This window comes from Micromonospora purpureochromogenes, from assembly GCF_900091515.1.
Classification (GTDB): domain Bacteria; phylum Actinomycetota; class Actinomycetes; order Mycobacteriales; family Micromonosporaceae; genus Micromonospora; species Micromonospora purpureochromogenes.
Window position 1 is genome coordinate 2,635,397 of record NZ_LT607410.1, and the last position, 18,161, is coordinate 2,653,557.

General features: G+C 72.4%; 15 protein-coding genes. 12 read left to right on the forward strand and 3 right to left on the reverse strand.

The features are described 5' to 3' along the window. Positions 1 to 47: 47 nt before the first annotated feature. The 4 genes from uvrA to GA0074696_RS12310 all read left to right on the forward strand — a co-directional run bounded on the left by uvrA (position 48) and on the right by GA0074696_RS12310 (position 7,040). Complete coding sequence (gene uvrA / locus GA0074696_RS12295; RefSeq protein WP_088961234.1) at positions 48 to 2,993, forward strand: excinuclease ABC subunit UvrA; 2,946 nt, start codon at positions 48 to 50, stop codon at positions 2,991 to 2,993. Between the two features lie 160 nt (positions 2,994 to 3,153). After that, the gene (locus tag GA0074696_RS12300; RefSeq protein WP_088961235.1) at positions 3,154 to 3,636 is read left to right on the forward strand and encodes a Rieske (2Fe-2S) protein; all 483 of its coding nucleotides are present in this window, start codon (positions 3,154 to 3,156) and stop codon (positions 3,634 to 3,636) included. Between the two features lie 133 nt (positions 3,637 to 3,769). Then, the gene (gene uvrC / locus GA0074696_RS12305) at positions 3,770 to 5,704 is read left to right on the forward strand and encodes an excinuclease ABC subunit UvrC (protein WP_088961236.1); all 1,935 of its coding nucleotides are present in this window, start codon (positions 3,770 to 3,772) and stop codon (positions 5,702 to 5,704) included. 673 nt (positions 5,705 to 6,377) lie between these two features. Beyond that, positions 6,378 to 7,040, forward strand: a complete 663-nt coding sequence (locus tag GA0074696_RS12310) for a C39 family peptidase (RefSeq protein ID WP_088961237.1) — start codon at positions 6,378 to 6,380, stop codon at positions 7,038 to 7,040. A gap of 59 nt (positions 7,041 to 7,099) precedes the next feature. Here GA0074696_RS12310 and recQ read toward each other — a convergent pair whose 3' ends face one another. Next, positions 7,100 to 8,941, reverse strand: a complete 1,842-nt coding sequence (gene recQ / locus GA0074696_RS12315) for a DNA helicase RecQ (protein ID WP_088961238.1) — start codon at positions 8,939 to 8,941, stop codon at positions 7,100 to 7,102. Between the two features lie 215 nt (positions 8,942 to 9,156). Here recQ and rapZ point away from each other — a divergent pair, with 215 nt between their 5' ends. The 8 genes from rapZ to GA0074696_RS12355 all read left to right on the forward strand — a co-directional run bounded on the left by rapZ (position 9,157) and on the right by GA0074696_RS12355 (position 16,158). Further along, positions 9,157 to 10,077: an RNase adapter RapZ gene (rapZ, locus tag GA0074696_RS12320; protein WP_407940578.1), complete on the forward strand. Its 921-nt coding sequence runs from the start codon at positions 9,157 to 9,159 to the stop codon at positions 10,075 to 10,077. Continuing rightward, on the forward strand, positions 10,074 to 11,036 hold the full coding sequence (locus GA0074696_RS12325; RefSeq protein ID WP_088961239.1) for a gluconeogenesis factor YvcK family protein: 963 nt from the start codon (positions 10,074 to 10,076) through the stop codon (positions 11,034 to 11,036). Before rapZ ends, GA0074696_RS12325 begins: the two co-directional genes overlap by 4 nt. 54 nt (positions 11,037 to 11,090) lie before the next feature. Beyond that, a complete protein-coding gene (whiA, locus tag GA0074696_RS12330) occupies positions 11,091 to 12,071 on the forward strand; it encodes a DNA-binding protein WhiA (protein WP_088961240.1) in 981 nt (326 codons plus the stop codon). Positions 12,072 to 12,335: 264 nt separating this feature from the next. Next, on the forward strand, positions 12,336 to 13,340 hold the full coding sequence (gap, locus tag GA0074696_RS12335; RefSeq protein ID WP_088961241.1) for a type I glyceraldehyde-3-phosphate dehydrogenase: 1,005 nt from the start codon (positions 12,336 to 12,338) through the stop codon (positions 13,338 to 13,340). Continuing rightward, complete coding sequence (locus GA0074696_RS12340; RefSeq protein ID WP_088961242.1) at positions 13,337 to 14,536, forward strand: phosphoglycerate kinase; 1,200 nt, start codon at positions 13,337 to 13,339, stop codon at positions 14,534 to 14,536. Before gap ends, GA0074696_RS12340 begins: the two co-directional genes overlap by 4 nt. Continuing rightward, a complete protein-coding gene (tpiA, locus tag GA0074696_RS12345) occupies positions 14,536 to 15,327 on the forward strand; it encodes a triose-phosphate isomerase (protein ID WP_088961243.1) in 792 nt (263 codons plus the stop codon). Before GA0074696_RS12340 ends, tpiA begins: the two co-directional genes overlap by 1 nt. A 95-nt stretch (positions 15,328 to 15,422) precedes the next feature. Next, on the forward strand, positions 15,423 to 15,683 hold the full coding sequence (secG, locus tag GA0074696_RS12350; RefSeq protein ID WP_067304373.1) for a preprotein translocase subunit SecG: 261 nt from the start codon (positions 15,423 to 15,425) through the stop codon (positions 15,681 to 15,683). A 130-nt stretch (positions 15,684 to 15,813) separates the two neighbouring features. Then, positions 15,814 to 16,158 carry an RNA polymerase-binding protein RbpA gene (locus GA0074696_RS12355; RefSeq protein WP_088961244.1) on the forward strand — a complete coding sequence of 115 codons (345 nt, stop codon included), beginning with the start codon at positions 15,814 to 15,816 and terminating at the stop codon, positions 16,156 to 16,158. Between the two features lie 53 nt (positions 16,159 to 16,211). On the opposite strand, the gene pgl is transcribed toward GA0074696_RS12355, so the two are convergent. Together pgl and GA0074696_RS12365 are read right to left on the reverse strand one after the other, a co-directional pair. Further along, positions 16,212 to 16,982: a 6-phosphogluconolactonase gene (gene pgl / locus GA0074696_RS12360; RefSeq protein ID WP_088961245.1), complete on the reverse strand. Its 771-nt coding sequence runs from the start codon at positions 16,980 to 16,982 to the stop codon at positions 16,212 to 16,214. A 123-nt stretch (positions 16,983 to 17,105) separates the two neighbouring features. Then, entirely contained in the window at positions 17,106 to 18,122 is a 1,017-nt protein-coding gene (locus GA0074696_RS12365; protein WP_088961246.1) for a glucose-6-phosphate dehydrogenase assembly protein OpcA, read from the reverse strand. Positions 18,123 to 18,161 lie beyond the last annotated feature (39 nt).

An 18,161-nucleotide genomic window follows, 5' to 3' on the forward strand; every position in this document is an offset into this window, starting at 1 on the left:
GAGCGGACAGATCCGCCTCACTTTCTTCACCCGGGAGTACACGGACAGTGGCCGACCGACTGATCATCCGTGGCGCGCGCGAGCACAATCTGCGTGACGTCAGTCTCGACCTGCCCCGGGACGCCCTGATCGTCTTCACCGGGCTGTCCGGCTCGGGCAAGTCCAGCCTGGCCTTCGACACCATCTTCGCCGAGGGCCAGCGCCGGTACGTCGAGTCGCTGTCGTCGTACGCCCGGCAGTTCCTCGGCCAGATGGACAAGCCCGACGTCGACTTCATCGAGGGCCTGAGCCCCGCGGTCTCCATCGACCAGAAGTCGACCTCGCGCAACCCGCGCTCCACCGTCGGCACCATCACCGAGGTCTACGACTACCTCCGGCTGCTCTTCGCCCGCATCGGCGAGCCGCACTGCCCGGTCTGCGGGGAGCGGATCTCCCGGCAGACCCCGCAGCAGATCGTCGACCGGGTCCTCGGCATGGCCGAGGGCACCCGTTTCATGGTGCTCGCGCCGGTGGTGCGCGGCCGCAAGGGCGAGTACGTCGACCTCTTCGTCGAGCTCCAGGCCAAGGGCTACGCCCGGGCCCGGGTCGACGGCGTGGTGCATCCGCTGACCGAGCCGCCCAAGCTCAAGAAGCAGGAGAAGCACACCATCGAGGTGGTGATCGACCGGCTCAGCGTCAAGGCTGGCGCCAAGCAGCGGCTCACCGACTCGATCGAGGCCGCGCTGGGCCTCTCCGGCGGCCTGGTGCTGCTCGACTTCGTCGACCTGGCCGAGGACGACCCGGACCGGGAGCGCCGCTACTCCGAGCACCTGGCCTGCCCGAACGACCACCCGCTGGCGATCGAGGACCTGGAGCCCCGGGTCTTCTCCTTCAACGCGCCGTACGGCGCCTGCCCGGAGTGCACCGGCCTGGGCACCAAGAAGGAGGTCGACCCCGAGCTGGTCGTCCCCGACCCGGAGCGCACCCTGCGCGAGGGCGCGATCCAGCCCTGGGCCACCGGGCACAACCTCGAATACTTCCTCCGGCTGCTGGAGGCGCTCGGCGAGAGCCAGCACTTCGACATCGACACGCCCTGGCGGGCGCTGCCGGCGCGGGCGCAGAAGACGATCCTGCACGGCTCCGACGACCAGGTGCACGTGCGCTACCGCAACAAGTACGGCCGCGAGCGCTCCTACTACACCGGCTTCGAGGGCGTGGTGCAGTGGATCGAGCGCCGGCACACCGACACCGAGTCGGAGTGGTCGCGGGACAAGTACGAGGGCTACATGCGGGACGTGCCCTGCGCGGCCTGCGGCGGCGCCCGACTCAAGCCCGAGGTGCTCGCGGTCACCCTGGCCGGCAAGAGCATCGCCGAGGTCTGCAACCTGTCCGTCGGCGAGGCGGCCGAGCTGCTGGCCGGCATCGAGCTGACCGACCGGCAGAAGATGATCGCCGAGCGGGTGCTCAAGGAGATCAACGCCCGACTGAAGTTCCTGCTCGACGTCGGTCTGGACTACCTCTCCCTGGACCGCCCGGCCGGGACGCTCTCCGGCGGCGAGGCGCAGCGCATCCGGCTCGCCACCCAGATCGGTTCCGGCCTGGTCGGCGTGCTCTACGTGCTCGACGAGCCCTCCATCGGCCTGCACCAGCGGGACAACCACCGGCTGATCGAGACGCTGCTGCGGCTGCGCGGCCTGGGCAACACGCTGATCGTGGTGGAGCACGACGAGGACACCATCCGGGTCGCCGACTGGATCGTCGACATCGGTCCGGGCGCCGGCGAGCACGGCGGCGAGATCGTGCACAGCGGCTCGGTGCCGGCGCTGCTGGAGAACCCGGAGTCGGTCACCGGGGCGTACCTGTCGGGGCGCAGGTCGATCCCGACGCCCCGGCAGCGCCGCCCGCACACCCCGGAGCGGGAGCTGGTGGTGCACGGCGCGCGGGAGCACAACCTGCGCAACCTCACCGTCTCCTTCCCACTGGGCCAGCTCATCGCGGTCACCGGGGTCAGCGGCTCCGGCAAGTCGACGCTGGTCAACGACATTCTCTACGCGGTGCTGGCCAACCAGATCAACGGCGCCCGGCTGGTGCCGGGCCGGCACACCCGGGTCAGCGGCCTGGAGCACGTGGACAAGGTCGTCGGCGTCGACCAGTCCCCGATCGGCCGGACGCCGCGCTCCAACCCGGCCACCTACACCGGCGTCTGGGACCACGTCCGCAAGCTCTTCGCCGAGACCACCGAGGCCAAGGTCCGGGGGTACGGCCCGGGCCGGTTCTCGTTCAACGTCAAGGGCGGCCGCTGCGAGGCGTGCTCCGGCGACGGCACCATCAAGATCGAGATGAACTTCCTGCCGGACGTCTACGTCCCCTGCGAGGTCTGCAAGGGTGCCCGGTACAACCGGGAGACGCTGGAGGTGCACTACAAGGGCAAGACCGTCTCCGACGTGCTGGAGATGCCGATCGAGGAGGCGGCGGAGTTCTTCTCCGCGATTCCGGCCATCCACCGGCACCTCAAGACGCTGGTCGACGTCGGCCTGGGCTACGTCCGGCTCGGCCAGCCGGCGCCGACGCTCTCCGGCGGTGAGGCGCAGCGGGTCAAGCTCGCCTCCGAGCTGCAGAAGCGCTCCACCGGGCGGACGGTCTACGTGCTCGACGAGCCGACCACCGGCTTGCACTTCGAGGACATCCGCAAGCTGCTGATGGTGCTGGAGGGCCTGGTCGACAAGGGCAACACGGTGATCACCATCGAGCACAACCTCGACGTGATCAAGACGGCGGACTGGCTGATCGACATGGGTCCGGAGGGCGGCCACCGGGGCGGCATGGTGCTCGCCACCGGCACCCCGGAGGAGGTCGCCGAGGTGGCCGAGAGCCACACCGGCCAGTTCCTGCGCCAGGTGCTCAAGCTCGACGGCGAGGCCAAGGGCGCCAAGGCGGCGACCAGCCGGGCGGCCAAGGCCAACGGCAGCGCTACGAAGTCGCGTACCCGGAAGGTGCCGGCCGCGGCGCGCTGAACGACGGTACGGCGGGGCGGGTCGGGGAACCGGGCCGCCCCTTCCGTTCCCCGGCGAGCCGCGGGCCGAGGAGATTGAACCGTCGGGCACAGTGTTGCGTGTGCCGAGGTGAGGCCGCGAGGTCGACGACCGGCGGCGGCAGTCGAGAGAAAGGCCGGAGATGAGTGACGACCAGGTGTTGACCGGACCCGGTACGCAGACGCGGCGAGCCCTGCTCGCGGGCGCCGGCGCGGTAGGGGCGTCGGTCCTCCTGACCGCCTGTGGAGGCGACGACTCCGGGGCCGGGACGACCGCGCCGACCAGCGGCGGACCGGGCGCCACCGCCGGCGACGCGGAGGGCGGCGACCGCGAGGGCTCGTCCTCGCTGGCGACGACCGGCGACATCCCGGTCGGTGGGGGCCAGGTCTACGCCGCCCAGGGCGTGGTGATCACCCAGCCGGAGCCGGGGCAGTTCAAGGGCTTCGACCCGATCTGCACCCACCAGGGCTGCCCGGTGTCGAACGTCGACGGCGGCACCATCAACTGCACCTGCCACAACAGCAAGTACTCCATCACCGACGGCTCAGTGAAGCAGGGCCCGGCGACCAAGCCGCTCGCGCCGAAGACGCTCAAGGTCCAGGGCGACCAGATCAGCCTGGCCTGAACCGCCGTCGCCGGCACCGGGCCTGCTCGATCATGAGGCCGGCGACGTCGGCCTCATGATCCACCGGCCGGGCGGCGGGGGAGCACCCCGCGGGTCGGGGGAGCGTGTCGGAGGTGCGGATTAGTCTTGACGGGTGGCTGACCCCTCGACCTACCGTCCCGCGCCCGGCAGCATCCCGGAGTCGCCGGGGGTCTACCGCTTCCGGGACGGCACCGGCCGGGTGATCTACGTCGGCAAGGCGAGGAACCTGCGCAGCCGGCTCAACTCGTACTTCGCCGACCCGGTCAACCTGCACCAGCGCACCCGGCAGATGGTCTTCACCGCCGAGTCGGTGGACTGGATCACCGTCGCCACCGAGGTCGAGGCGCTCCAGCAGGAGTTCACCTGGATCAAGCAGTACGACCCCCGGTTCAACGTCCGCTACCGCGACGACAAGTCGTACCCGTATCTGGCGGTCACCCTCGACGAGGAGTACCCCCGCCTGCAGGTGATGCGCGGCGCCAAGCGCAAGGGGGTGCGCTACTTCGGGCCGTACTCGCACGCCTGGGCGATCCGCGAGACCCTCGACCTGCTGCTGCGCGTCTTCCCGGCGCGGACCTGCTCCTCCGGGGTGTTCAAGCGGGCCGGCCAGGTGGGCCGGCCGTGCCTGCTGGGGTACATCGGCAAGTGCTCCGCGCCCTGCGTCGGCAGCGTCTCCGCCGACGAGCACCGCGACATCGTCAACGGCTTCTGCGACTTCATGGCCGGCCGCACCGACACCATGGTCCGCAAGCTGGAACGGGAGATGACCGAGGCCAGCGAACAGCTGGAGTTCGAGCGGGCCGCGCGGCTGCGCGACGACGTCGCCGCGCTGCGCCGGGCCATGGAGAAGCAGACCGTGGTGCTCGGCGACGGCACCGACGCCGACGTGGTGGCCTTCGCCGACGACCCGTTGGAAGCCGCCGTGCAGGTCTTCCACGTCCGCGACGGGCGGGTGCGCGGCCAGCGCGGCTGGGTGGTGGAGAAGACCGAGGAGCTGAGCACCGGCGACCTGGTGCACCACTTCTGCACCCAGGTCTACGGCGGCGAGCACGGCGAGGCGGACGTGCCCCGCGAGTTGCTGGTCCCGGAACTGCCGGCCGACGCCGATGCGCTGGCCGACTGGCTCTCCAGCCACCGGGGCAGCCGGGTGTCGCTGCGGGTGCCCCAGCGCGGCGACAAGAGGTCGCTCATGGAGACGGTCGAGCGCAACGCGAAGGACGCGCTCGCCCGGCACAAGCTGCGCCGGGCCGGCGACCTGACCACCCGCGGCAAGGCGCTCGACGAGATCAGCGAGGCGCTCGGCATGCGGACGTCCCCGCTGCGCATCGAGTGCTTCGACGTCTCGCAGATCCAGGGCACCGACGTGGTGGCCAGCATGGTCGTCTTCGAGGACGGGCTGCCCCGCAAGAGCGAGTACCGCCACTTCATCGTCCGGGGCGCCACCGACGACCTCTCCGCGATGTCCGAGGTGCTGCGCCGCCGCTTCGCCCGCTACCTCGACGCCCGGGCCGAGAGCGGCGAGATCGGCGAGGAGACCGCCGCCGACCCGGACCGGCCCGGCATCGACCCGACCACCGGGCGGCCGCGCCGGTTCGCGTACCCGCCGCAGCTGGTGGTGGTCGACGGCGGCGCACCGCAGGTGGCGGCGGCCGCCCAGGCGCTGGCCGAGCTGGGCATCGACGACGTGGCGCTCTGCGGCCTGGCCAAGCGGCTGGAGGAGGTCTGGCTGCCCGACGACGAGTTCCCGGTCATCCTCCCGCGCACGTCCGAGGGGCTCTACCTGCTGCAACGCGTCCGCGACGAGGCGCACCGCTTCGCCATCACCTTCCACCGGCAGCGCCGCTCCAAGCGAATGACCGAATCCGCGCTGGACAACGTCCCCGGCCTCGGCGAGGTACGCCGCAAGGCGCTGCTGCGGCACTTCGGCTCGCTCAAGCGGCTCTCCGCCGCGAGCGTGGAGGAGATCACCGAGGTGCCCGGGGTGGGGAAGCGGACCGCCGAGGCGATCCTGGCCGCGCTGGACGAGGGCACCAAGGCGGGTCGCTGACCCTCCGTCAGCTTCCTGTCGGCCGATGGCCGTCTGAGGCGCGACCGGCGGTCCCGGATTGGCGGCCCGGTGGTCGTCGGGTCCAGCCGTGCGGCACCGGTGGCCCCTCCTACAGGCGACTGTTGGAGGGAAGCTGTCCGGTGAGCGCGATACCTCTGAGGCATTTTGATACCTCACAGGTATCACGCTCGTCGCGGTCATGCCCCGCGCCGCGACACGCCCCACGCGGCGACGTTGCGCCGGCTCGGCGGGGTGCGAAGGCGTCACCGACCGGAATGTGGGGGCGGGTAGCCGACCGGCCGACACCTCGAGCGAGGTCGTCACCAGCCCAGCCGGTTCACGACCGAATGTCCGGTTCCGGGTCTGGCGGTCGCCGCCCGGGTGTCCGGTCTGGGCTGCGGCGTCGGGTGGTCGGGGCCGACCCCGTGGCGGAATGGCCGGCGGGGCGGGGTCGTTGTACATGGCAGACCGCGGTGGCCCCGGCCCGGACGGTGAACCGGAGAGTCAGGCCCGGCGGAATGCCGGCCCACCCCGGTTGGTTACATCCCCCCGGACACCCGAGCAGAGCCCTTTCGTGCGGCCGCCGGGATCCCTCTTCTTTGACTTCCTTGCAACGCGCCCTGCCGTCCCCCGGCGGTGTGCGTGTGTCCCCCGATCGAAAGGTGCACCCCTGATGCGTACCGATCTGATCCGCAAGACCGCCCTGACCTTCGCCGGTGTTGCCGCCACCGCCGGTGGGATCGCCGGCCCGGCCCTCGCCGCGCACGCCGCCCCCACCCAGGCCACCACCACCGTGCAGACCGACCGCAAGTCGCAGCACGGTGAGCGGGAGCTCAACGTGCGCTACCAGGCCCAGCCGAACTTCTACTACTGCGGCCCCGCCGCCACCCGCAACGCCCTCTCCGTACAGGGCAAGGACATCGACGTCGACGCCATGGCCAAGGAGATGGGCACCACCGAAGACGGCACCAACAGCATCAACGACATCACCCCGGTACTGAACAAGGAAACCGGCAAGAAGAACGCCTACCGCTCGGTGGAGATCCGCGACAGCAAGGCCGACCGCAAGCAGACCGACAAGCTGCGCACCGACATCGTCCGCACCATCGACGACGGCCGCGCCGTGGTCGCCAACATCGCCGGCACCACCACCGACACCGACGGCACCACCCACTCCTTCGAAGGCGGGCACTACATCAGCGTCATCGGCTACCGCGACGGCGGCAACACCGTCACCATCGCCGACTCCGCCAACCCCGAGCAGGCCTCCTACCGGATCAGCGTCGACAACCTCGCCGACTGGATCGCCACCCGCGGCTACTCCGCCGCCTCCTGACCCAACCGACGACAAGGGCCGGCCCCACACAGGGCCGGCCCTTGCGTCGTACCCGGGGGTCAGCCCTCCGCTAGTACGGCGAGGATGCCCTCGCCGTACTTGGCCAGCTTGTTCTCGCCGACGCCGTTGATCTGGGCGAGCCCGGCCAGCGAGCTGGGCGCCTCGGTGGCGATCTGTCGCAGCGTGGCGTCGTGGAAGATCACGTACGCGGGGACGCCCTGCTCCTTCGCGGTGGCCGCTCGCCAGGCGCGCAGCCGCTCGAAGACCGACGCCGCCTCCGGGGCGAGGTCGGCGACGACGGTGGCCGCGCCCCGGGGCTTCGCGGATCGGCCGGACGTCGGCCGTTCCGGCTCCCGGCGCATGGTCACCGTGCGCCGGCGGCCGAGCACCTCCGCGCTGGCCTCGGTGAGGGCCAGGGTGCCGTAGTCGCCCTCGACGGCGAGCAGCCCCTCGGCGAGCAGTTGCCGGACCACCCCGCGCCACTCGGCCTCCCGCAGTTCGGTGCCGATGCCGAAGGTGCTCAGCGAGTCGTGGCCGTACTGGGTGATCTTGTCGGTCTGCTTGCCGAGCAGGATGTCGACGCAATGCCCGGCGCCGAAGCGCTGGTTGCGCTCCCGGTCCAGCCGGAAGACGGTGGAGAGCAGCTTCTGCGCCGGCACCGTGCCGTCCCAGGTCTCCGGCGGGGTGAGGCAGGTGTCGCAGTTGCCGCAGCCGGCCGCCCCGCTCTGACCGAAGTATTCGAGCAACTGCACCCGGCGGCAGCGGACCGTCTCGCAGAGGGCCAGCATCGCGTCGAGGTGGGTGGCGAGGTTGCGCCGGTGCGCGAGGTCGCCCTCCGACGTCTCGATCATCTTGCGCTGCTGCACCACGTCCTGCAGGCCGTACGCCAGCCAGGCGGTGGACGGCAGGCCGTCCCGCCCGGCGCGACCGGTCTCCTGGTAGTAGCCCTCGACCGACTTCGGCAGGTCGAGGTGGGCGACGAACCGGACGTCGGGCTTGTCGATGCCCATCCCGAACGCGATCGTCGCCACCATGACCAGGCCGTCCTCGCGCAGGAAACGCTGCTGGTTGGCGGCGCGGGTGGCCGCGTCCAGGCCGGCGTGGTACGGCAGCGCGGCCACCCCGTTGGCGACCAGGAACTCGGCGGTCTTCTCCACCGACGACCGGGACAGGCAGTAGACGATGCCGGCGTCGCCGGGGTGCTCGTCGCGCAGCAGGGCCAGCAGCTGCTTGCGCGGCTCCTTCTTCGGCACGATCCGGTACTGGATGTTGGGCCGGTCGAAGCTGGCCACGAAGTGCCGGGCGTCGGTCAGCTTGAGCCGGCTGGCGATCTCGGCGCGGGTGGCGCTGGTCGCGGTGGCGGTGAGCGCGATCCGGGGCACCGTCGGCCACCGCTCGTGCAGCATCGACAGGGCCAGGTAGTCGGGGCGGAAGTCGTGCCCCCACTGCGAGACGCAGTGCGCCTCGTCGATGGCGAACAGGGCGATCCGGCCCCGGTCGAGCAGGCCGAGGGTGGCCCGGGAGCCCAGCGCCTCCGGGGCGAGGTAGAGCAGGTCCAGCTCGCCGGCGAGGAAGGCCTTCTCCACCCGGCGACGAGCCTCCAGGTCCTGCGTCGAGTTGAGGAACCCGGCCCGCACGCCGACGGCGGTCAGCGCGTCGACCTGGTCCTGCATCAGCGCGATCAGCGGGGAGACCACCACCGCGACGCCCTCGCGGACCAGGGCGGGGATCTGGTAGCACAGCGACTTGCCGCCGCCGGTGGGCATCAGCACCAGCGCGTCGCCGCCGGCCACCACGTGGTCGATGACCTCGCGCTGGAAGCCGCGGAAGGCGTCGTAGCCGAAGACCCGGCGGAGCACCCGCAGCGCGTCCTCGGTGCGCAGGTCGGTGGGGGAGGTCATCCGCGGAGTCTACGAGCCGACGCCGACAACGCGCCGACGCCGACCCGGGCGGGAATACCCGCCCCGCCGTCGCCGCTTCCTGGAGAGGCCGCCGTGCCGACACCGGCACCGGTCGGACGGGCGGGAACCGATCGACGCCGCCCGGGAGGATAGAGTCGCTGATCGACCATGCGTGTCCGGGACGAACCGGACGCGGCACGGCTGGGGGGTAGTGGGTGAGCGAGGTGCGGACGACCGACGGGTACGCCCCGGACGGCGGCGCGGCGACGGCGGAGGCGGACACCACCCTGGTGGTGGTCACCGGGCTGTCCGGTGGCGGCCGCAGCACGGTCGCCCGGGCCCTGGAGAACGTCGGCTACTACGTGGTGGACAACCTGCCCCAGGCGCTGATGCTGGACATGGCCGAGCTGGCGGTCAAGGCCGGCGGCGCGGCCCGGCGTACCGCGATGGTGCTCGACGTGCGCTCGCGCGCCTTCTCCACCGATCTCGCCGGGGCGATCCGCGAGCTGCGGGACCGGGGCTTCTCACCCCGGGTGGTCTTCGTCGACGCCGACGACGAGGTGCTGATCCGCCGGTTCGAGAGCGTCCGGCGCTCGCACCCGTTGCAGGGCGAGGGGCGGCTGGCCGACGGCATCGCCGTGGAGCGCGGCCTGCTGGAGGAGGCCCGCGACCAGGCCGACGTGATCATCGACACCAGCCACCTCAACGTCAACCAGCTGCGGCGGCGCATCGAGGAGCTCTTCGGCGGCGAGGACGCCCGCCGGCTACGGGTCACCGTGATCTCCTTCGGCTTCAAGTACGGCCTGCCGCCCGACGCCGACTTCGTGCTCGACGCCCGGTTCCTGCCCAACCCCTACTGGGTGCCGGAGCTGCGCGAGCACACCGGGCGGGAGGAGGCGGTCAGCGCGTACGTGCTGGGCCAGGAGGGCGCGGACGCCTTCGTCGCCGCGTACGCCGACCTGGTCAACGCCACCACCGCCGGCTTCGAGCGGGAGGGCAAGCGCTACCTGACCGTGGCCGTCGGCTGCACCGGTGGCAAGCACCGCAGCGTGGCCATCGCCGAGGAACTGGCCGGCCGGCTGCGCCAGTCGGATCTGGCCGCCAACGCTCAGCACCGGGACCTGGGGCGGGAATGACGGCGGCGAAGGTGGTCGCCTTCGGCGGGGGGCACGGGCTCTCCGCCTCGCTGCGCGCGCTGCGGCACTGCGCCGGCGACCTCGACCTGGACATCACCGCCGTGGTCACCGTCGGCGACGACGGCGGCTCCAGCGGTCGGCTGCGCGCCGAGCGCGGCGGGCTGCCCCCGGGCGACCTGCGGCAGGCGCTCGTCGCGCTGGCCGGCGACCACCCCGCCACCCGGCGCAGCGCCGGGCTCTTCCAGCACCGCTTCGCCGGCGACTCCGGCGACGGCCTGGCCGGGCACGCGGTGGGCAACCTGGTGCTCTGCGGCCTGATGGAGCAGCTCGGCGACCCGGTGGCCGCGCTGGAGCACGCCGGGGCGATGCTCGGCGCGGTGGGCCGGGTGCTGCCGATGTCCCGCCAACCGGTGGGCATCGAGGCCCGGGTGCGCGGCGCCGACCAGGCGCGCCCCGACGAGGTACGCACGGTGCGCGGCCAGCACCAGGTGGCGGTGACCACCGGCCGGGTGGAGTCGTTGCGGCTCACCCCGACCGCGCCGGACGCGTGCGCCGAGGCGGTCGCCGCGGTGGGCGAGGCGGACTGGCTGATCTTCGGGCCGGGCAGCTGGTACACCAGCGTGCTGCCGCACCTGCTGGTGCCGGGGCTGGCCGCCGCGATCGTCGCGAGCCGGGCCCGACGGCTGGTCACCCTCAACCTGGCGGCCGAGAAGGAGACCCTCGGGCTTTCCGTTGCCGACCACCTGGCCGCCCTGCACTCGTACCTTCCGCAGCTCACCGTGGACTTCGTGCTGGCCGATTCGAAGGCGGTGGGTGATCCCGAACCGGCCGGACGTGCGGCAGAATCGCTGGGTGCCCGGCTGGTCCTCGCCCCGGTCGCCGTCACCGACGGCTCTCCCCGTCATGATCCGGCCGCCCTGGGCGCCGCGTTGGTGCCTGTCCTGGGCGCCGATCGTTAAGCACGTACGTAATCACCGGCGACACGCCGGTACCGGTCCGTGGAGGGGCGCAGAATGGCGATGACGGCTGCGGTCAAGGACGAGCTGAGTCGGGTCGACGTGCCCAAGCCCTGCTGCCGGCGGGCGGAGATGGCCGCGCTGCTGCGCTTCGCCGGCGGGCTGCACATCGTCTCCGGTCGCGTGGTGGTGGAGGCCGAACTGGACACCGGGGCGGTGGCCCGGCGGCTGCGCCGGGAGATCGCCGAGGTGTACGGCTATCCGAGCGAGATCCACGTGCTCGCCTCCGGCGGGTTGCGCAAGGGCAGCCACTTCATCGTCCGGGTGGTCAAGGACGGCGAGGCGCTGGCCCGGCAGACCGGCCTGCTCGACGTGCGCGGTCGCCCGGTGCGCGGCCTGCCGCCGCACGTGGTGGCGGCCAACGTCTGCTGCGCGGTCTCCGCCTGGCGGGGCGCGTTCATGGCGCACGGCTCGCTGACCGAGCCGGGCCGCTCCAGCGCGCTGGAGATCACCTGCCCGGGGCCGGAGTCCGCGCTGGCCCTGGTCGGCGCGGCCCGCCGGATCGGCATCACCGCCAAGAACCGCGAGGTGCGCGGGGTGGACCGGGTGGTGGTCAAGGACGGTGACGCGATCGCCGCGCTGCTCACGCGGGTCGGCGCGCACTCCAGCGTGCTGGCCTGGGAGGAGCGCCGGGTCCGCCGCGAGGTCCGGGCCACCGCCAACCGGCTGGCCAACTTCGACGACGCCAACCTGCGCCGCTCGGCCCGCGCCGCGGTGGCCGCCGCCGCCCGGGTGACCCGGGCGCTGGAGATCCTGGCCGAGGACGCCCCGAACCACCTCACCGACGCCGGGCGGCTGCGCCTGGAGCACCGGCAGGCCTCGCTGGAGGAGCTGGGCGCGCTGGCCGACCCGCCGCTGACCAAGGACGCCATCGCCGGCCGGATCCGCCGGCTGCTGGCGTTGGCCGACAAGCGGGCCCGCGACCTGGGCATCCCGGATACCGAAGCGGCCGTCACACCCGACATGCTCGTGGTCTGATAGGACGGTGGGGCTCCACGATGCGAGCGGGATCACCACCCGCCGCAGCGTGAAACCCCACGCTCGGATAAGGTCGCTGCGTACGGCAAGGGGGCCGGCACAGGCACTCCTCGCCGTGCTCACCGCCTCGGGCGGTCAGGTCTTCACGGACCGCGGCGGGGTGGCCGAGATGAACCGTCAACGGCCGGCTCCAACGGTCGGCGCACACACCTCCGCCGGCCCGGGTCTTATGCCGGCGGACCAGAACGCGAGGAGATGGGACCTGTGACCATCCGGGTTGGCATCAACGGCTTCGGCCGGATCGGCCGTAACTTCTTCCGGGCAGTGCTGGCATCCGGCGCTGACATCGAGGTTGTGGCGGTCAACGACCTGACCGACAACGCGACGCTCGCCCACCTTGTCAAGTACGACAGCATCCTGGGCCGCCTCCCGCACGAGGTGAAGGCGACCGCCGACGAGATCACCGTGGGCGGCAAGACCATCAAGGCGTACGCCGAGAAGGACCCGGCGGCGCTGCCGTGGGGCGAGGTCGGCGCGGACGTGGTCATCGAGTCCACCGGCTTCTTCACCGACGGCACCAAGGCCAAGGCGCACATCGACGGCGGGGCCAAGAAGGTCATCATCTCCGCGCCGGCGAAGAACGAGGACGTCACGGTCGTCATGGGCGTGAACCACGACCAGTACGACCCGGCCCAGCACACCATCATCTCCAACGCCTCGTGCACCACCAACTGCCTCGCCCCGATGGCGAAGGTCCTGCACGACACGTTCGGCATCCAGCACGGTCTGATGACCACCATCCACGCGTACACGCAGGACCAGAACCTGCAGGACGCGCCGCACAAGGACCTGCGTCGGGCCCGGGCCGCCGCGCTGAACATCGTTCCGACCTCGACCGGCGCCGCCAAGGCGATCGGCCTGGTGCTGCCGGAGCTGAAGGGCAAGCTGGACGGCTACGCGCTGCGGGTGCCGATCCCGACCGGCTCGGTCACCGACCTGACCGTCAACGTGGGTCGGGAGACCACGGTGGACGAGGTCAACGCCGCGCTGAAGGCCGCCGCGGACGGTCCGCTCAAGGGCATCCTGGTCTACAACGAGGACCCGATCGTCTCCTCGGACATCGTCACCGATCCGGCGTCCTGCATCTTCGACGCGCCGCTGACCAAGGTCGTCGGCAACCAGGTCAAGGTCGTCGGCTGGTACGACAACGAGTGGGGCTACTCCAACCGCCTCGTCGACCTGGTCAAGCTGGTGGGTTCCTCGCTGTGAGCATCCGCAACCTCGACGACCTGCTCGCCGAGGGGGTGTCGGGTCGGCGCGTGCTGGTGCGCGCCGACCTGAACGTCCCGCTCGACAAGCAGACCGGTGAGATCACCGACGACGGCCGCATCCGCGCGGTCCTGCCGACCCTGAGCGCGCTGGTCTCCGCCGGCGCCAAGGTGGTCGTCTGCTCGCACCTGGGCCGCCCGAAGGGCGCGCCGGACCCGCAGTTCAGCCTCCGCCCGGTCGCCGGTCGCCTCGGCGAGCTGCTCGACGCGCCGGTGCACTTCGCCGAGGACACCGTCGGCGACTCGGCCCGCTCCACCGTGGACGCGCTGGCCGACGGCCAGGTCGCCCTGCTGGAGAACCTCCGGTTCAACAAGGGGGAGACCAGCAAGGACGACGCCGAGCGGGGCGCGTTCGCCGACCAGCTCGCCGCGTTCGGCGACGCGTACGTCGACGACGCGTTCGGCGCGGTGCACCGCAAGCACGCCAGCGTGTACGACGTGCCCGCCCGGCTGCCGCACGTCGCGGGCCGGTTGGTGCTGCGCGAGGTGGAGGTGCTCTCCAAGCTGACCGGTCAGCCGGAGCGCCCGTACGTGGTGGTGCTCGGCGGCTCCAAGGTCTCCGACAAGCTGGCGGTCATCGAGGCGCTGCTGCCGACGGTGGACCGGCTGCTCATCGGCGGCGGGATGTGCTTCACCTTCCTCAAGGCCCAGGGCCACGAGGTGGGCACCTCGCTGCTGGAGGAGGAGATGGTCGAGACCTGCCGCAACCTCCTGGAGCGGTCCGGCGGCAAGATCCTGCTCCCGGTCGACGTGGTGGCCGCGGACGCCTTCGCCCCGGACGCCGCGCACGACACGGTGCGCGCCGACGGCATCCCGAGCCACCGGCTCGGGCTGGACATCGGCCCGGAGACGGTGGCCGGCTTCGCCGCCGCGCTGTCCCAGGCGAAGACCATCTTCTGGAACGGTCCGATGGGCGTGTTCGAGATGGCGCCGTTCGCCGCCGGCACCCGCGGGGTGGCCGAGGCGATCACCAAGGCCGACGCGTTCAGCGTGGTCGGTGGCGGTGACTCGGCGGCGGCAGTGCGCTCGCTTGGGCTGGACGAGTCCGGTTTCGATCACATCTCCACCGGCGGTGGCGCCTCCCTGGAGTACCTGGAGGGCAAGACCCTCCCCGGCATCGCGGCCCTGGAGAAGTGATGGCGAGCGTCACCCGCCGGCCGCTGATGGCCGGCAACTGGAAGATGAACCTGAACCACCTCGAGGCCAACCTGCTGGTGCAGAAGCTGGCCGCGAGCCTCACCGAGAAGCAGCTGACCGAGGTCGAGACGGTGGTCCTGCCGCCCTTCACCGACCTGCGCACCGTGCAGACCGCGGTGGACGGCGACAAGCTGCTGATCGGCTACGGCGCGCAGGACCTGTCGCCGTACCAGTCGGGCGCCTACACCGGGGACGTCGCCGGGCCGATGCTGGCCAAGCTGGGCTGCACGTACGTGGTGGTGGGGCACTCCGAGCGGCGCGCCTACCACTACGAGGACGACGCGATCGTCAACGCCAAGGTGGCGGCGGCGCTGGCCAACGGGCTCACCCCGATCCTCTGCATCGGCGAGGGCCTGGAGATCCGGGAGCAGTTGCGGCACGTGCCGCACTGCTGCGACCAGCTCGACGGCGCCCTGCGCGGGCTCACCGCCGAGCAGGTGGCCAAGGTCGTCGTGGCGTACGAGCCGGTCTGGGCGATCGGCACCGGCAAGACGGCGACGCCGGAGGACGCCCAGGAGGTCTGCGGCGAGGTGCGCAAACGGCTGGTCGAGACCTTCGACCAGGGCACGGCGGACCAGGTCCGGATCCTCTACGGCGGGTCGGTCAAGTCCTCGAACGTGGCCTCGATCATGGCCCAGCCGGACGTGGACGGGGCCCTGATCGGCGGTGCCAGCCTGGACGCCGAGGAGTTCGCGAAGATCTGCCGGTTCCCGGAGCACACCGCCCGCTGATCGCTCGCTATCCTTGAGGCCGCCCGTCCACCGGTCGGTGCCACCGTGCCCGATCTGTCCGGGCGAGGATCGTAACGAGAGGACTGACCCCAGCCATGCCGATCTGGTTCGCATACACGTTGATCGTGTTGCTGGTCATCACGAGCGTTCTGCTCACCATGCTGATCCTGCTGCACCGGGGTAAGGGCGGCGGGCTGTCGAGCATGTTCGGCGGCGGCGTCAGCTCCAGCCTGGCCGGCTCGTCGGTGGCCGAGAAGAACCTCGACCGCTACACCGTCCTGGTGAGCATCGTCTGGTTCGCCTGCATCGTCGGGCTCGGCCTCTGGCTCCGGCTCCAGCTCAACAGCGGGGCCTGAGCCTGTCGGAGTCTCGGCGTACAATCTGCGCGCGGTCCGTTACGGACCGCGCGCAGTTCGTTGTGCAGCGCGTCGCCGCCGCCCACCCCCTGCCCAGCGGCGGTCCCTCCGACGACAGGAGCGAGCAGCCGTGCCCAGTGGCAACGTCATCCGTGGCTCACGGATCGGGTCTGCCCCCGAACGCCCCGCCGAGCGCTACGAGCCCGCACCCCGCCGGGCGGTGACCTACTGGTGCCGCAACGGGCACGGCACCGAGATCAGGATGGCGGTGGACGCCGAGGCGCCCCCGCTGTGGGACTGCCCCCGCTGCGGGCTGCCCGCCGGCCGGGACGCGGAGAACCCGCCCGGGCGGGCCCGTCCCGAGCCCTACAAGACCCACCTGGCGTACGTGAAGGAGCGGCGCAGTGAGGAGGAGGGGGCGGCCATCCTGGCCGAGGCCCTCGCCGCGCTGCGCCGCCGTCGCGGCCGGGAGTGACACGGGCGGAGCCCCGACCCCCACCGGGGCCGGGGCTCCTCGTCGTAATCGGCTCAGCGCAGGCTGCGCGACCGGGGTGGCACGTCGGCCGCCGCCGACCGGTCCAGCAGCCAGAGGGTACGGGACACGCCCCGCACGCCGGCCGCCGGCAGCTGCACCGGGCCCGCCCCGGCCAGCGCCATGCCGACCGCCCGGGCCTTGTCGGCGCCGCTGGCCACCAGCCAGACCTCCTCGGCGGTGTTGATCGCCGGCAGGGTGAGCGTGGTCCGCAGCGGCGGCGGCTTCGGGCTGCCCCGCACCGCGCTGACCGGCCGGTTGTCGTAGTGCACCGGGTGCTCGGGGAAGACCGACGCCACGTGCCCGTCCTCGCCGACGCCGAGCATCAGCACGTCGAAGTGGGGGAGCGCGGCGTGGCCGGGCCGCGCGGCCCGGGCCAGCTCCTCGGCGTACGCGGCGGCACCGGCCTCCGGGTCGGCGCCCAGCGGGCCGTCGGAGGCCGGCATGGGGTGCACCCGGGCCGGGTCCAGCGGCACGGAGTCCAGCAGCGCCGCCCGGGCCTGGGTCTCGTTGCGCTCCGGGTCGCCGGCGGGCAGGAACCGCTCGTCGCCCCACCAGACGTCCACCCGCGACCAGTCGACCGCGTCCCGGGCCGGCAGCGCGCCCACCGCCCGGTACACCGCGGCGGCGATCCGCCCCCCGGTCAGCACCACCGACGCCTGACCCCGGTCCGCCTGCGCGTCGAGCAGCTTCACCACCAGCCGGGCCGCCACCGCCTGCGCCAGCAGGTCGGCGTCGGCGTGTACGGCGACACTCGCCTCACTCATGTTGTGCCTTCGTCTCCCGACCGCGCTCGCGCGGTCCGTGTTCGTCGTGCCCGGGGGCCGGTCGGCCGTCCGTCGCGCCCTCCCACGCCCCGGGGAACCTAGCCGGCTCCCCGGGGACAGCGGTCAGGGGGTCGCGCTGGTGCCGGCGTGGGCGGTGACCCCGGCCTCGGCCCGCTGCGCGGTCGCCGGGTCCTTCCAGACGTGCACCCGCCCGGCGGGCCGCTGGTCCAGGCCGGAGATGCCGGCCGCCGCGCCCAGCGCCTCGGCGTACACCTGGTCGGCGTCGAGCCGGCGCAGCTCCTCGGCCAGCTCGTCGCCGAGCGGGCGGCGCACCAGCGGCAGGGTCCGGTCCTCCTGACCGGTACGGCGGAACACCGCCATGTTGTCGTCGCGGGTCAGCGTCAGCTCGTCGCCGTTGGCGCAGCGCAGCTGCACCTCGCGCATGCGCGGGTACTCGTCGGTGTGCTCCCACACCGGGTCGATGCCGAGCCGGGCGGTCAGCCAGCCGCGCATCAGCGCCGCGGTCGGGTCGGTGCGGGGCGCCACCACGGTCGCCGCGGTGACCCGGGCCTCGGTGGTGTCGAACGCCCCGGCGACCAGGGTGCGCCACGGGGTGATCCGGGTCCACGCCAGGTCGGTGTCGCCGGGGGCGTAGTCCCGGGCCCGCTGGCGCAGCGCGGCAACCGGGTCGGCCGCCTGCGCGGTGTCGGTGATCCGCCGGTCGGCGACCACGCCGAGGAAGTCGGTGGCGATCTCGGCCGGCGGCTCACCGTGCCACCAGGTCACCACCGGCACGTCCGGCACCAGCAGCGGCATCACCACGGACTCGGCGTGCAGGGCCAGCCGGCCGTACATCCGGGTCACCACCGCCTCGCCCGGGCCGAGCCGCCCGCCGACGACGATCTCCGCGTCCAGCCGGTTGCGCTCCCGTTCCACGTCGGTGCGTACGACCACCAGCAGCCGGCACGGGTGGGCCGCCGCGGCGATGGTCGCCGCCGCCTCCGCCTCGCGGACCCGCTTCTCGTCCACCACCACGATGAGGGTCAGCGCCATGCCGCTGGCCACCCCGCCCGCGCTGCGCCGCTCGGCGGCGAGCGCCTTGACCACCTCGTTCCCGGTGGTGTCCCACAGGCCGATCACTGGAGCCTCCCGGTCCGCTGGCTGTGCCCGCGCACGCCG

Excerpts from the sequence above, each read along its gene's own strand:
- whiA (WP_088961240.1), top strand. The coding sequence starts at position 11,091 with ATGGCGATGACGGCTGCGGTCAAGGACGAGCTGAGTCGGGTCGACGTG.
- pgl (WP_088961245.1), bottom strand. The coding sequence starts at position 16,982 with ATGAGTGAGGCGAGTGTCGCCGTACACGCCGACGCCGACCTGCTGGCG.
- secG (WP_067304373.1), top strand. The coding sequence starts at position 15,423 with ATGCCGATCTGGTTCGCATACACGTTGATCGTGTTGCTGGTCATCACG.
- GA0074696_RS12300 (WP_088961235.1), top strand. The coding sequence starts at position 3,154 with ATGAGTGACGACCAGGTGTTGACCGGACCCGGTACGCAGACGCGGCGA.
- GA0074696_RS12325 (WP_088961239.1), top strand. The coding sequence starts at position 10,074 with ATGACGGCGGCGAAGGTGGTCGCCTTCGGCGGGGGGCACGGGCTCTCC.
- recQ (WP_088961238.1), bottom strand. The coding sequence starts at position 8,941 with ATGACCTCCCCCACCGACCTGCGCACCGAGGACGCGCTGCGGGTGCTC.
- tpiA (WP_088961243.1), top strand. The coding sequence starts at position 14,536 with ATGGCGAGCGTCACCCGCCGGCCGCTGATGGCCGGCAACTGGAAGATG.
- GA0074696_RS12310 (WP_088961237.1), top strand. The coding sequence starts at position 6,378 with ATGCGTACCGATCTGATCCGCAAGACCGCCCTGACCTTCGCCGGTGTT.